A 13349-nucleotide genomic window follows, 5' to 3' on the forward strand; every position below is an offset into this window, starting at 1 on the left:
CGTGGACGACACGGCACGGCTGCACGTCCTCCTCACGGTCCGAACGGTCGGGCCGCCCGGCGGCAGACCGGCACCACCGCCGATTCCTAGCGTGATGACCGCCGCCTCGACCGAGCCGGCACACCGACCCGGGAGGACCACGCCATGACCACCGAAACGCTCGACTCCACTGCCGGCGCCGCCGAACAGCGGCCGACCGATGCACCGCTGACGTCCCGACCCGCCCGCCCCGCGCCGGCCGTGCCGCCGACGCACCGCGCGCTCGCGGTTGCGGGTGCCATCGCGCTCATCGCCGGACCGGCCCTGTTCTTCGCCGGGCTCGCGACCTCGCCGGTGCAGGAGGGCGACGACAAGGTCTCGTACATCACCTCGCTCGCGCTCGATTCCACGCTCACCCAGGTATCGGCCGTGCTCCTGCACTACGGCAACCTGCTCATGGGGGTCGGCGTGCTCGCACTGCCGTGGCTCGTGCGCGGCACCCGCGGCGCGGTCGCCGCGGTGATCGGCGGGCTGCTCGCCGCGGTCGCACTGCTCGGCAACTCGGGCGCACTGTTCGCCGACTGGATGCACCTCGAGCTCGGCCGCACGCTCTACCTCGAGGCCGCGGCCGACATCTCGGACGCCGTGCTCGGCCACCCGGCGTTCCAGCTCAGCTTCGGCCTCGCGCCGCTCATCTCGGTCGGCCTGATCGTCGCCGCGATCGGCCTCGCTCGCGCCGGAGTGCTCGGCTGGTGGAGCATCCCGGCCCTCGTCGCCGGGTACGCGGGCATGCTGTTCCTGCCCTACTCGATCCCGATCCTCCCCGCGCTCGGCACGCTCCCGATGCTCGCGGTGCTGATGCTCGCGGGGGTCCGCGTGCTCGGCCGCGTGCGCGCCGATCGTCGGGTGCGCGACGCCTGAGCCGCGGGATCGCAGCGAGCGGATGCCGCAGGGTGCTGCCCGCGGCATCCGCTCGTGCACGCCGCGGATGACGCACCCCTCGTTCGGACGCGGACCCGGTCAGCCCGGCTCGCCGAGCGGACCGGTCCCCGTCCCGTCCGGGACGGTCCGAACCTGGACGAGCTCCTCGCGGCCGGCGCCGCCGGCGATGTCGAGCGCGAGCAGCGGCCCGACATCGCGCGCGTAGAACTTGTACTCGACGACCTCCGGGTCGAGCGGGGTCGTGTCACGGGTGACGAGCACGTCAGCGAACGCGCCGTAGGGTGCCTCCGCACGCTCGCCGACCCGGAGCACCTCGCCCTCGTCCTCGGCCTCACCCGAGAGGTGCTCCTGCCGATACGCCTGGCCGGGCTGCGGGTCCCCGGGGAGCAGGACTCCCGCCTCCGCGCCGTCGACGCCGGCCTCGAACGATCCGCCGGTCGAGACGACCTCGCCGTCCTCGAACTCGGCGGTGTCCTCTCCCAGGTACCAGACCGATCCGTCCTCGTGCTGCGCGTACCAGTCGAGGGTGTCCTCGACGATCTCGCCGTCGAGGGTCGTCACGGTGTCGCGGACGACGCGGGCCGTCACGCCGTTCGCGATCTCGCGCGTGTCGGTCGTGACGGTGACGACGACCCGGAACTCGCCACCCTCGCCGTCGAGCTCGCGGTACTCCCACTGCGAGCCCGGGGTCATCGGCCAGTACGGATGGTCGATGTCGGGGCTGAACTCGGCGGGGTCGAGTTCGACGTGCGCGTCCCCCTGCGGGAGATCGCCCGGCGAGGCATCCGATCCGCTGCCGTCGGTGCAGCCGGCGAGCAGGATGCCCGTGGTCGCGACCAGCGCGACGACGGGGACGTGCGTCCAGGGTCGCGACCTCATGGTCCACCTCCCGTGGAGGCCCGCGACGGACGTTCGCCGCCGCGGCCCCGGTCGAGTCGCCGCGGGACCGAGGCGGCTCGATGCTACGCCGACCCGGGGCGACGCCGACGGGTACTCCGTCCCGCGCAACCCCTCGACCCACGCGGGACCGAGGGCTACCGTGTCGTCCGGGAAGGAGCACGACCATGGGCATCCTCGCCGTCGACCTGTTCATCACGCTCGACGGGGTCTACCAGGCCCCGGGTGCCGCCGAGGAGGACCCCGAGGGCGGCTTCGCATTCGGCGGGTGGCAGGCGCCGTACATCGACGAGAAGTCGGGCGAGGTGATCGGCGCCGGCATCGACCGTCTCGACGCGCTGATGCTGGGGCGCACGACGTACGACATCTTCGCCGACTACTGGCCGCGCCACACCGACACCCCGATCGGCGCGAAGTTCGAGGCGGTGCCGAAGTTCGTCGCGTCGCACACCCTGACCGACCCCGCGTGGGCGAACACGACGGTCGTGACGGATGTCGCGGCCGAGGTCCCCGCGATCACGGACCGCTTCGAGGAGATCCACGTGATCGGCAGCGGCGCCCTCGCACGGTCGCTGCTCGCCGCCGACCTCGTGGACCGCTTGAACCTGTACCTCTACCCGATCGCGTTCGGCAGCGGCAAGCGACTGTTCGACTCGGGCACCGTGCCCGCGGCGTTCACGCTCGCCCAGCCGCCCGTCGCGTTCCCGAAGGGTGCGATCTCGCTCGTGTACGAGCGTGCGGGCGTACCCGTGACGGGCATCGACATGGATCCCGAAGGGCGCTGACGTCGGTCGACCGGATGCCCGGCCGACGCCGGCGACACGTTCGGGTCAGTCGAGCTCCTGGAAGATCGTGAGCTGCAGCCCTGCGGGCGCCCGCACCCGCGCGTTCACCGAGCGCCACGGCGTCTCGCGAGCGGATGCCTCGAGCTCGGCGCCCCCGGCGACGAGGTCGTCGGTCACCGCGACGGTGTCCTCGACCTCGAGCGCGATCCTGATGCGGTCGCTCCGGCCTCCGTCGGTCTCGACGCGGTCGATGAACCGGACCTGTGCGGGGTTGGAGAGCTCGAGCGTCGCGCGTCCGGCGTCGAGGATCCGCACCTCGGCGCCGCCCTCGCCGCTGTAGGCCTCCTGCTCGGGCATCCCGAGCACGTCGCGGAAGAACTCGAGTGCCGCCTCGAAGTCCTCGGCCTCGACGACGAGGCGGAGCTGCCGCACGCGACCTGCCGACCCGTCGCCGCCTGTGCCCGTGCCCGTGCCGTCCGTCATGCTGCGCCCCCTTCGTCGCCGCCGCGGAGCAGCGCCCGCAGCGTCTGGATCGTGTCCGTCTCCCCCGGCTCCTTGTCGGGCCGGTAGCCCTTCACGCGAGCGAACCGCAGCGCGACGCCGCCCGGATAGCGACTCGAACGCTGCACGCCGTCGATGGCGATCTCGACGACCGTGACGGGCGACACGAACACCGTGCTCGCGGTGCGCCGCGTCTCGATCTCGGGGAACCGCTCGGTCTGGAACCGCAGCAGCTCGTCGGTGAGCCCCTTGAACGTCTTGCCGACCATGACGAACCCGCCGCGATCGCCGAACTCGCCCTCGGGGTCGCGGGCGCCGAGCTGCAGGTTCGACAGCCAGCCGGTGCGCCGGCCCGAGCCCCACTCAGCGCCGAGCACGATGAGGTCGTAGGTGAGCACCGGCTTGACCTTGATCCAGCTCGCGCCGCGACGCCCCGCCGCATACGGCGCGCCGACGCCCTTGACCACGACGCCCTCGTGCCCGGCGGCGAGCGCGTCGCGCGCCACGCGCTCGGCGGCCTCGGGGTCGTCGGTCACCTCGCCCGGGACACGATGCTCGCCCGCCACGCGCTCGAGCTCGGCGAGCCGTGCGGCGAGCGGGTCGTCGATGAGGTCGCGCCCGTCGACGTGGAGCACGTCGAAGAACCACGGGTGCAGCACTACCTCGCGTGCGGCCTCGGCGCCGAATCGCGACATCGTCTCCTGGAACGGGCGCGGCGCGCCGCCCTCGTCGAGCGCGAGCGTCTCGCCGTCGAGGATCAGTTCGCGCGCCGGGAAGCCGCGGACGACGTCGACGACCTCGGGCACGCGGTGCGTGATGTCGGCGAGGTTCCGCGTGAAGACCCGGACGTCGTCGCCGGAACGGTGCACCTGGATGCGCGCCCCGTCGAGCTTGAACTCGACGGACGCCTCGCCGGCCTGCTCGAGCGCGGCCGCGGCGCTCGGCGCGGTGCCGGCGAGCATCGGCAGCACCGGACGGCCGACCCGGAGCCCGACCGCCTCGAGGTCGCCCGGCGCACCGGTGAGCGCGATGCGCGCGGTCTCGCCGAGGTCGCCCGACAGCATCGCGGCCCGACGCACCACGTCGCCCGGGCGCTCGGCGGCGCGCGCGATCGCGTCGGTCAGCACCCCCTCGAGCGCGCCGGTGCGGAGCTCGCCGAGGATCACCCGCGAGACGAAGCCCTGCTCGCGCGCCGTCGCGCGCGCACCGAGGTCGGCGAGCACGCGCGCCCGCTCGGCGGCCGAACCCGAGCCGGCCGCGCTCGCGAGCCGGTCGAGCGCGTCGTCGACGTCGAGGATCGTCAGCGTCGCGGCATCCGCCGGGTCGCCGAGGCCGCCCTCGAGCGTGCGCCAGCCGACGCCGACGCGCCCCTGGCGGGGCTTCGCGGAGAGGAAGCCGACCGTGGGCACGATCTCGTCGGGCGCGAGCCCGGCGAGCAGGCCCGCGAGCGCGTCGACCTTCGCGAGCCGCGACCGCGTGGAGGCGACCCGCTCGACCGTCGTCACGACCTCGTCGAGCAGCACCCGATCATCCTCGCACCGCCCGCCGACACGAACCCTCGCGTTCCCTTGTGGTCCGGGAGATCCGGCGGGCAGGATGAGGCTGCGCGTGCATGAGGCGCGACGGATCGACCGAAGGAGCCCCGTGTCCGCAGATTCCCCGAACGTCCGTCCGTCGGACGTCGTGCCGCTGGACCAGCCGCTGTACGGCGCGACGATGGTCCAGGCGATCTCGCGCTTCTTCCGGAAGTACGCGACGTTCACTGGTCGGGCGAGCCGGAGCGAGTTCTGGTGGACCTACCTCGCGTACATCCTCGCCGGCATGGCGATCTCGGGCCTGCTGAGCGTCACGGGGATCGCGAAGGTGTCGCTGACCGACGGCGGCGACGTCGTGTACGCACCGGGGTACTGGATCGTCTGGAGCATCGGCCTCGTCGTCTCCCTCGCGCTCACCGTGCCGTTCCTCGCCATCTGCTGGCGCCGGCTCCACGACTCCGATCGACCGGGCCCGTTCTTCCTCTTCCTCTTCATCCCCCTGGCCGGACCGATCATCCTGCTCGTGTTCCTCGCCCTCCCGAGTCGCCCGTCGGGCGCCCGCTACGACCGCCCGGCCTGATCCGCGGGCGGACGGTCGGCGGCCGATGGGCCGCTCCTCTCTCAGCCTTCCATCGCGCTCGTGCCGTCGGAGAGCACCGGCGAGATGAGCCCGAAGCCGTTGCCGTCGGGGTCGATGAGGTAGCCGACGCGCCCGACGCCCTGCATGTCCTCCGCGGGCATCATCTCGGTCGCGCCGAGCTCGACGGCGCGTCGCATGACCTCGTCGATGCTGCCGTCGACGCCGATGACGAGGTTGCAGCCGTTGACCGGTGCGCCGACCTCGGGGGCCGGCCCATCGCGCTGCGTGAGACCGCCGTTGATGCCCATGCCGGGCTGCTCGTCGACGTTGCCGATCGCCCCCTCTCCCGTGTCGATCGTCCAGTACGGCATGTCGCCGAACTGCGTGAACCGCCAGCCCAGCAGGTCGCCGTAGAAGTCGACGAGCCGCTGCGGCTCGGTCGCGTGGATCTCGAAGTGCACGACCAGGTTGGCCATCGTTCCCCCTCGGATGCGTCGCGCCGGGCGGATGCCGGCGCGGATGCGCGACACGCTACGCCGAGGGCACGACATCCGGCACCCCTCGCACCGCGTGGTCGGTCGTTGGGGGGAGAATCGTCGGGTGCCCCTCTTCTCGCGCCGGACGGCGCCGGTCGACGACGCGCCGCCGATGCCGCGGCTCGTCGAGATCGGAGAACCCGAACGCGACTGGATCGACGCGCACGTCGCCCTGGTCGCCGACGCGGGCGCCGACCCCGACGACCTCGAGCAGGTGCGCGCGCTCTACGAACGATGGTCGGCCGGCTGGCGTCGCATCAACCCGCCCGAGCGCGACGATCCCGCCATCATGGTCAACGCCCTCGGCACCGCGTTCGGCGACTACGTCGCCCGTCGCACGGGCCTGTCGTGGCGGCTCGCCGAGCATGCGCACGGGCCCGAGCTGGCGCTGTACCAGCCCCGCGGCCAGGTGCTCCTGCACCCCATCGCCATCGTCGAGGAGCAGTGGCGCGCCGAGGAGTCGTCGGGGGTGTTCCTCGTCCGGGCCGCCGAGCGCCTGACGCAGGCGCGCCGGCTCGCGCACGGCGACGGCGGCACCACGCGGCGCCGCTGAGTCGACGCCGCACCGCGAGGTGACGCGAGCGGCTGGTCGCGCCTCGTCGGGCAGCGATTCGCGACATCTCGGGCAGCCCGACGTCACGCTCGGGGTTGACGCGAGCCGCTGCATCCGCTGCAATATATTGCATGCCGCTGCCTGCCCTCGCCTCAGCCGAGCGCCCGAAGTCGATGCGCGACCACGCCTACGCGCACCTGCGCGACGCGATCGTCTCGGGCGAGCTCGCACCCGGCGAGCGCCTGCGCGACCCCGAGCTCGAGGCCTGGCTGGGCGTCAGCCGCACGCCCATCCGCGAGGCGATCGCCCGCCTCGAGGCCGCGGGCCTCGTCCAGACCCGGCGCGCGAAGCAGACCGTCGTCGCCCCCCTCGACACGCGCACCGCGCTCGCCGCGCAGCGCATCGCGGCCGAGCTGCACGCGCTGGCCGTGCGCGAGGCGGTCCCCCAGCTCACCGCCGCCGACCTCGAGGCGATGAGCAACGCCAACGCCGCCTTCGCCAGGGCGCTCCACGACGACGACGTCGACGCGGCGATCGCGGCCGACGACGCATTCCACGGCGTCGCCGTGATGGCCAGCGCGAACCCGCTCCTGCCGGGACTGCTCGAACAGGTCACCCCGCTCCTGCGCCGGCTGGAACGCTCCCGCTTCGGCTCCCTCGCCGGTCGCGGCTCGGTCGCCGACCACGACCGCATCATCGCGCTCTGCGCGGCCGGCCTCTCAGACGATGCCGCCGCCGCCGCCCACGACAACTGGTCGACCCTCGGCCGGTTGCTGAACCTCGACGACGATGACGAGCCCGTCGCCGACGGCGCGGCGGGCGAGCCCGCGGCATCCGTCACGCCCACCCCCTGAAGGAGACACCCATGGCCCTCGCCGACTTCCCCCGCCACCAGCTGACATTCGGGCCGAGCCCGATCCATCCGGTCGACCGCCTGAGCGCGCACCTCGGCGGAGCCCGGGTCTGGATGAAGCGCGAGGACGTGAACTCCGGCCTCGCCTTCGGCGGCAACAAGACCCGCAAGCTCGAGTACCTCGTGCCCGACGCGCTCGCGAAGGGCGCCGACACGCTCGTCTCGATCGGCGGCGTGCAGTCGAACCACACCCGCCAGGTCGCCGCGGTCGCCGCGCACCTCGGCATGAAGGCCGTGCTCGTGCAGGAGCACTGGGTCGACTGGCCCGACTCGGTGAACGACCGCGTCGGCAACATCCTGCTCTCGCGCCTCATGGGCGCCGACGTGCGCCTCTCCCCCGCGGGCTTCAGCATCGGCTTCCGCGACTCGTGGAAGCAGGCGATCTCGGATGTCGAGGCCGCGGGCGGCACGCCGTACGCGATCCCCGCCGGCGCGTCCGACCACCCGCTCGGCGGCCTCGGCTTCGCGAACTGGGCCCACGAGGTCGCGGCGCAGGAGGAGGCGCTCGGCGTGTTCTTCGACACGATCGTGGTGTGCTCGGTCACCGGTTCGACCCACGCCGGCATGATCGCGGGGTTCGCCGACCTTCAGCAGAACTTCGGCGGCCGGCCGCGCCGCGTCATCGGCATCGACGCGTCCGCGAAGGTCGACGAGACGCGCGACCAGGTGGCGCGCATCGCGCGGAACACGGCGTCGACCATCGGGCTCGGCCGCGAGCTGCGCGACGACGAGATCACGGTGCTCGAGGGCTGGGCGGGCGAGTACTACGGCATCCCGGTCGAGTCGACCGACGAGGCCATGCGGCTCACCGGGAGCCTCGAGGGCGTCATCCTCGACCCCGTCTACGAGGGCAAGTCGATGGCCGGGCTCATCGAGCTCGTCTCCTCTGGCGACATCCCGAGGCACTCGAACGTGCTGTACGCCCACCTCGGCGGCCAGCCCGCCGTCAACGCCTACTCCGGCCGCTACCACTGACCGGCAGGCCGCCGCGGTGCGGCGAGGTGGCGCGAATCGTCGGCCGCGCGCCGGCGGCGAGCGGTTCGCGTCATCTCGCGGGCGCCGTGCGGCCGTGGGCTGCGAGGATGGGCGGATGGGAGACGGGATCCGGTACTCGGGCGAGGCGGGCGACCTCGACCGGTCGCGCGTGCACGAGTGGATCTCGGAGCACGCGTACTGGGCGCTCGGCCGGCCGCGCGAGGTGCAGGACGCCGCGATCGACGCGTCGTGGAACTACGGCGCGTACGACGCCGAGACCGGTGAACAGCTCGGCTACGCCCGCGTCGTCACCGACGGCGTCACGTTCGCCTGGCTGTGCGACGTGATCGTGTCGCCGGAGGCGCGCGGCCGAGGCGTCGGCGTCGGCCTCGTCGGCTTCGTCGTCGAGCAGCTCGAGCCGCTCGGACTGAAGCGGCTCGTGCTCGCCACGGGCGATGCGCACACCCTGTACGGACGATTCGGGTTCGAGCCGCTCGACCGACCCGAGCAGTGGATGATCCGCGGAACCGACGCCGTCGAGGAGGCGACATGACCGGACACGACGATGCGCACCATGTCTCGCACGAGCGATACGAGGAGCTCAAGGCCGAGTACTGCCGCCGCTGCGGCATCCACTTCGACGCCGCCTCGGCTCACCTGCACGAGGGCCATCACGATGAGCACGCCTGACACGGCGGCCGGCGCTAGCGTCGCCCCATGGATGCACGCACGCGCGGGCGCGAGCGCCTCGTCGACGCCGCGGCCGACCTGATCGACCGCCCCGACGTGACCGTCGGGCGGATGTTCGGCGCCGAGGGCTACTCGGTGCGCGGCAAGCTGTTCGCGTTCGTCGAGCGCGACGGCGACCTCGTCGTCAAGCTCCCCGAGGAGCGCATCTCCGAGCTCGGGCTCGCGCCGATGGTGATGCGCGGCCGTCCGATGCGCGAGTGGGCGGTCGTCCCCTTCGCCCGCGACGACGAGTGGGCGGCGATCGCGGGCGACGCGTTCGCGTTCGTCGACGAGATCACCCCCTGATCGGGCATCGCCCATCCGGCGGGCGACGCACCCCGGACCCGCCCAGCCCGGCCGCCTATCCTCGACGGGTGACCTCCACCGCCCCGATCCGCGACGCCGTCGTGCTCGAGCCCGCCGACTGGCTGGCCCGCGAGCGGGCGCACGCGCAACGGGCCGACGCCCTGACGGCCGGTCACCGCTCGCGGAAGGCGAGCGGCGAGCGGCATCCGATCGAGGACTTCCTCTTCACGTACTACTCGTACTCGCCGTCGCTGCTGCGCCGCTGGCATCCGGGCGCGGGGGTCGAACTGGCGGATGCCGCGGCCGGGCCGCGCGCGGACTGGCGCTGGTACGCCGCCGGCACCACCGAGGGCGGGCTCGTCGTGGACGCGGTCGCGATGCGCGCCGAGAAGGGCGCGATGCTCGACCTCGTCGAGCGGATGCTGCGGCGCACCGCCGCGCGCCCCGGGCAGTTCGGCTGCTTCGGCCTGCACGAGTGGGCGATGGTCTACCGGCAGGGCGAGCATCGCCATCCGGTACCGCTGCGCCTCGGGCAGGGCGCGACCGACGAGGTCGTCGAGGCGCACGAGCTCCGCTGCACGCACATCGACGCGTACCGGTTCTTCACCCCGGATGCGACACCCCGCAATCGCTTCGCGCCGACCCGGCAGTCCCAGCCCGAGGTCGAGCAGCCGGGCTGCCTGCACGCCAACATGGACGTCTACAAGTGGGCGGTCAAGCTCGGCCCGCTGGTGCCGGGCGACCTGCTGCTCGACGCGTTCGAGCTCGCGCGCGACATCCGGTACCTCGACATGCAGGCCTCGCCGTACGACATGGCGCCGTGGGGCGGCGAGCCCGTGCGCATCGAGACGGCCGACGGCAAGGCCGAGTACGTGCGCCGGCAGCGCGGGTTCGCCGAACGTGCGAACGCGCTGCGCGGCCGCATCCTCGACGCCCTGCCGCTCGGCTGAGCCTCCCGCTGTCGGAGCGGCGACTCGCGGTGTTAGCATCCCGAAGCGCCTCCTCGTGCGGGCGGCGCCACCGCTCCGACGCCCCGACTGGAGGCCTGCATGCCCGGATCAGATGACCTCGTCGCCGGAGCGCCGGCCTGGGTCGACCTGACCACGACCGACCTCGACGGGGCGATCGACTTCTACACGAGCGTGTTCGGCTGGACGGCCGACCGGAGCGAGGACGAGCGGTACGGCGGGTACACGACGTTCCTCCTCGACGGCCGGCGCGTCGCAGGCGCCGGGAGCCGCACCGACGACGATCCGGCGCCGCCCCACTGGACCGTCTACCTGCTGACCTGGAACGCGGCGGCGACGAGCGAGCGGATCGCGGAGGCCGGCGGCACCGTGCTGTTCGAACCGATCGACATCCCCGAGATGGGCGTCATGGGCCTCGCGATCGACGCGACCGGCGCCGTCGTCGGGTACTGGCAGCCCGGCGGCCTGCCCGGGTTCGACGTGTACGACGAGACGGGCTCGGCGACGCGGTTCGAGCTCGCGGCGAGCGACTTCGACGCGGCGGAGCGGTTCTACGCGCACGCGTTCCACTGGGACGTCGAGCACGGCGAGGGCGCGCCGCGGTATGCCGTCTACCGGCATGCCGGCCGCACGTTCGCGCGAATCCTCGACGCGGCCGAGCTGCTCGGCGCCGAGCTGCCGCCGACGTGGAACGTCGGCTTCCAGGTCGACGACATCGAGCAGACCGTGGTTCGCGCGGTCGCCGCGGGCGGCACGCTCGTCGTGCCGCCGTGGGACGTGCCCGACGGACGTCGGGCGGGCCTGACCGACCCGAGCGGCGCGTACTTCGTCGTGGCGTCCCCGACGGCCCCGGCATCCGGCACGTCGGACGCCGAGGCGAGCGCGGCGACGTCCGCGCCCGAGGCGACCGGGTAGCGGCGTGGCCACCTGGGACGTCGTGATCGTGGGCGGCGGCAGCGCCGGCCTCTCCGCCGCGCTCATGCTCGGCCGGTCCCGCCGGAGCGTGCTCGTGGTCGACGGCGGCCGCCCGCGCAATGCGCCGGCCCGGCACATGCACGGCGTGCTCGGCCGCGACCACACGTCGCCGCTCGACCTGCTGGCCGCGGGTCGGGCCGAGCTCACGCGCTACGACGTCGCGGTCGAGTCGGGCGAGGTCGCCGACGTCGCCCAGGTCGAGGCGGATGCCGCCGAGCACGGCGCTGCCGCCTTCGAGGTCGTGCTCGAGTCGGGCGAGCGCCACCGCGCGCGCCGGCTGCTCGTCGCGACGGGACTGCGCGACGAACTGCCCGACGTCCCGGGCCTCGCCGAGCAGTGGGGCCGCGGCGTCGCGCTCTGCCCGTACTGCGAGGGATGGGAGTCCCGCGACCGGCGGATCGCGGTCATCGCGTCGAGCGCGGCGAACGCCCACCAGGCCCAGCTCCTCCGCCAGCTCTCCGCCGACGTGGTGTTCTGCACGCAGGGCGCGGTGCTCACCCCCGCCGCACGTGCCGGGCTCGACGCCCGGGGCATCGTCGTGGAGGACCGCCGGGTCGTCGAGGTGTTCGCCGACGACGGCGGGCGGCTGCGCGGCATCCGCCTCGAGGACGGCAGCGAGTGGGAGGCCGAGGCGGTCTTCGTGGCGCCGCGGGCCGTGCCGCACGACGACCTGCTGCGGCGGCTCCGAGCCAGGTCGATGCGACAGGGCGGCGTCGACCAGGTCCTCGTCGACGAGGATGGCCGCACGAGCGTCCGCGGGCTCTACGCCGCGGGCAACGTCGTCGGGCCGCGATCGTCGGTGCCGTGGGCGATGTCGTCCGGCAGCCTCACGGGTGCCGCGATCAACTCCGACCTCGTCGACGAGGACATCCGGAACGCGATCGACGCGCGCGGCTGACGTCGCCCGGGTCAGCCCGCGCGCGCGGCGGCGTCGGGCACGTGCTCGAGCAGCCACTCGTCGAAGGTCTGCCGCCCGAGGGTCGCACCCGGCCCGGGCAGCGTATCGCCGCGTCGCATCGCCCGGAACTGCTTCATCGGAAGCGACACGGGGATGACCGGTCCGCGGAGCCCGGTCGTCTCCGCGAGCCGGCGGATCATGTCGTCGAGGCGCTCCTCGCGCGGGCCCGCGAGCTCCGGGGCATGGCCGACGGGCGGCCCCTCCGCGAGCTCGACGAGCCGCGCACCGGCCTCGGCCGCCGACACGGGCTGCGTGCGCACGCGGGGGGCGAGGTGCAGCCCGGCGACGGTGAGCGCGTGCAGCATCTGGCCCGCGAACTCGTGGAACTGCATGGCCCGCAGGATGGTCCAGGGGACGGGGCCGGCCTCGACGGCGTGCTCCTGCGCGAGCTTCGCGGCGTAGTACCCGAACGGGGCGCGGTCGATGCCGACGATCGAGAGCGCGACGTGGTGCCGGACCCCGGCTGCGGCCTCGGCGGCGTGCAGGTTCCCGGTCACGGTCGTGAAGAACTCCGTCGCGGCCTTCGCGGACGTCGACGTCAGGTTCGAGGTGTCGATCACGGCGTCGACCGCGTCGAGTGCGCCCTCGAGGCCCGCTCCGGTCATGAGGTCGATGCCGTTGGAGCGCGTGAGCACGACGACGTCGTGCCCGCGCTCGCGGGAGGTGTGGACGGCGTGGCGGCCCACGGTGCCGGTTCCTCCGGCGATGGCGATCTTCATCGGGTCGTCTCCTTCGATGCGGTGGGAGCGGGAGCGGACGCCCCTGGCGCGACCGCGCGGCCGCGCGGCGGCAGGCACAGCGGCACGGCGAGCACGAGCGAGCTCGCGAGGGCGACCGGCTGCGCGATCGCGTCGAGCAGCGGGAGGCCTTCGAGGTGCCCGAGGTGGTACACGAGGTGCGGGATCGAGAAGACGACCCACGCCACCCCGACCGCGACGGACGCGTCGGCCCGGCGCATGAGCGCGGCGACGACGCCGGCGGCGACCAGCGCGAGGTAGAGCGCACCGACGTCGCGGACGAGGTGCTCGTTGTACGGCCCGTCGACCCCGACCCACGCCTCGAACAGTGCGGGGAAGGGGAAGCCGTCGGCGAAGCTGCGGGGCGCGACGAGCGCCCAGGCTCCGACGAAGGCGCCGAGGGCGTTGAGTGCCCAGAGGATGCTGCGTCTCCATGTGGTGTTCACGTCGTTCCGACGACGCAGCGTGCCGGAACGTGAG

The 13349-nt window shown here is 73.5% G+C and carries 18 protein-coding genes; 12 read left to right on the forward strand and 6 right to left on the reverse strand.

Features of this window, described 5'->3' with window-relative positions:
- The first annotated feature begins 144 nt into the window (after window positions 1-144).
- Window positions 145-900 (forward strand): hypothetical protein, encoded by a 756-nt coding sequence (locus ABME02_RS01365; protein WP_353813467.1) that lies wholly within the window; start codon window positions 145-147, stop codon window positions 898-900.
- Between the two features lie 99 nt (window positions 901-999).
- Here the strand turns inward: ABME02_RS01365 and ABME02_RS01370 are convergent, their stop codons facing one another.
- The gene (locus ABME02_RS01370) at window positions 1000-1800 is read right to left on the reverse strand and encodes a hypothetical protein (protein WP_353813468.1); all 801 of its coding nucleotides are present in this window, start codon (window positions 1798-1800) and stop codon (window positions 1000-1002) included.
- 185 nt (window positions 1801-1985) lie between these two features.
- Here ABME02_RS01370 and ABME02_RS01375 point away from each other — a divergent pair, with 185 nt between their 5' ends.
- Window positions 1986-2603 carry a dihydrofolate reductase family protein gene (locus ABME02_RS01375; RefSeq protein WP_353813469.1) on the forward strand — a complete coding sequence of 206 codons (618 nt, stop codon included), beginning with the start codon at window positions 1986-1988 and terminating at the stop codon, window positions 2601-2603.
- A 45-nt stretch (window positions 2604-2648) separates the two neighbouring features.
- Here ABME02_RS01375 and ABME02_RS01380 read toward each other — a convergent pair whose 3' ends face one another.
- Both ABME02_RS01380 and ABME02_RS01385 read right to left on the reverse strand, forming a co-directional pair.
- The gene (locus ABME02_RS01380) at window positions 2649-3086 is read right to left on the reverse strand and encodes a VOC family protein (protein ID WP_353813470.1); all 438 of its coding nucleotides are present in this window, start codon (window positions 3084-3086) and stop codon (window positions 2649-2651) included.
- Window positions 3083-4627 carry an ATP-dependent DNA ligase gene (locus ABME02_RS01385; RefSeq protein WP_353813471.1) on the reverse strand — a complete coding sequence of 515 codons (1545 nt, stop codon included), beginning with the start codon at window positions 4625-4627 and terminating at the stop codon, window positions 3083-3085. Before ABME02_RS01385 ends, ABME02_RS01380 begins: the two co-directional genes overlap by 4 nt.
- 121 nt (window positions 4628-4748) lie before the next feature.
- Between ABME02_RS01385 and ABME02_RS01390 the strand changes: the two genes are divergently transcribed.
- Window positions 4749-5219: a DUF805 domain-containing protein gene (locus ABME02_RS01390; RefSeq protein WP_353813472.1), complete on the forward strand. Its 471-nt coding sequence runs from the start codon at window positions 4749-4751 to the stop codon at window positions 5217-5219.
- A gap of 41 nt (window positions 5220-5260) precedes the next feature.
- Here ABME02_RS01390 and ABME02_RS01395 read toward each other — a convergent pair whose 3' ends face one another.
- On the reverse strand, window positions 5261-5695 hold the full coding sequence (locus ABME02_RS01395; protein ID WP_353813473.1) for a VOC family protein: 435 nt from the start codon (window positions 5693-5695) through the stop codon (window positions 5261-5263).
- Between the two features lie 124 nt (window positions 5696-5819).
- On the opposite strand from ABME02_RS01395, the gene ABME02_RS01400 reads away from it, so the two are divergent.
- From ABME02_RS01400 to ABME02_RS01440, 9 genes are all read left to right on the forward strand, one after another.
- A complete protein-coding gene (locus tag ABME02_RS01400) occupies window positions 5820-6308 on the forward strand; it encodes a DUF3806 domain-containing protein (protein WP_353813474.1) in 489 nt (162 codons plus the stop codon).
- Between the two features lie 131 nt (window positions 6309-6439).
- Window positions 6440-7162: a GntR family transcriptional regulator gene (locus ABME02_RS01405; RefSeq protein ID WP_353813475.1), complete on the forward strand. Its 723-nt coding sequence runs from the start codon at window positions 6440-6442 to the stop codon at window positions 7160-7162.
- An 11-nt stretch (window positions 7163-7173) separates the two neighbouring features.
- The gene (locus tag ABME02_RS01410) at window positions 7174-8196 is read left to right on the forward strand and encodes a 1-aminocyclopropane-1-carboxylate deaminase (RefSeq protein WP_353813476.1); all 1023 of its coding nucleotides are present in this window, start codon (window positions 7174-7176) and stop codon (window positions 8194-8196) included.
- A 115-nt stretch (window positions 8197-8311) separates the two neighbouring features.
- Window positions 8312-8749: a GNAT family N-acetyltransferase gene (locus ABME02_RS01415; protein WP_353813477.1), complete on the forward strand. Its 438-nt coding sequence runs from the start codon at window positions 8312-8314 to the stop codon at window positions 8747-8749.
- A complete protein-coding gene (locus ABME02_RS01420; protein ID WP_353813478.1) occupies window positions 8746-8886 on the forward strand; it encodes a hypothetical protein in 141 nt (46 codons plus the stop codon). Before ABME02_RS01415 ends, ABME02_RS01420 begins: the two co-directional genes overlap by 4 nt.
- 27 nt (window positions 8887-8913) lie before the next feature.
- Window positions 8914-9231 carry a hypothetical protein gene (locus ABME02_RS01425; RefSeq protein ID WP_353813479.1) on the forward strand — a complete coding sequence of 106 codons (318 nt, stop codon included), beginning with the start codon at window positions 8914-8916 and terminating at the stop codon, window positions 9229-9231.
- 68 nt (window positions 9232-9299) lie between these two features.
- Window positions 9300-10181 (forward strand): 3-methyladenine DNA glycosylase, encoded by an 882-nt coding sequence (locus ABME02_RS01430; protein ID WP_353813480.1) that lies wholly within the window; start codon window positions 9300-9302, stop codon window positions 10179-10181.
- A 99-nt stretch (window positions 10182-10280) separates the two neighbouring features.
- Window positions 10281-11114 (forward strand): VOC family protein, encoded by an 834-nt coding sequence (locus tag ABME02_RS01435; RefSeq protein WP_353813481.1) that lies wholly within the window; start codon window positions 10281-10283, stop codon window positions 11112-11114.
- A gap of 4 nt (window positions 11115-11118) precedes the next feature.
- Window positions 11119-12072, forward strand: coding sequence for an NAD(P)/FAD-dependent oxidoreductase (locus tag ABME02_RS01440; RefSeq protein ID WP_353813482.1), 954 nt, complete (start codon window positions 11119-11121; stop codon window positions 12070-12072).
- 11 nt (window positions 12073-12083) lie between these two features.
- On the opposite strand, the gene ABME02_RS01445 is transcribed toward ABME02_RS01440, so the two are convergent.
- Together ABME02_RS01445 and ABME02_RS01450 are read right to left on the reverse strand one after the other, a co-directional pair.
- Window positions 12084-12851, reverse strand: coding sequence for an SDR family oxidoreductase (locus ABME02_RS01445; RefSeq protein WP_353813483.1), 768 nt, complete (start codon window positions 12849-12851; stop codon window positions 12084-12086).
- Complete coding sequence (locus ABME02_RS01450) at window positions 12848-13315, reverse strand: hypothetical protein (protein ID WP_353813484.1); 468 nt, start codon at window positions 13313-13315, stop codon at window positions 12848-12850. Before ABME02_RS01450 ends, ABME02_RS01445 begins: the two co-directional genes overlap by 4 nt.
- Window positions 13316-13349 lie beyond the last annotated feature (34 nt).

Source organism: Agromyces zhanjiangensis (genome assembly GCF_040496055.1).
In the GTDB taxonomy this organism is placed as follows: Bacteria; Actinomycetota; Actinomycetes; order Actinomycetales; family Microbacteriaceae; genus Agromyces; species Agromyces zhanjiangensis.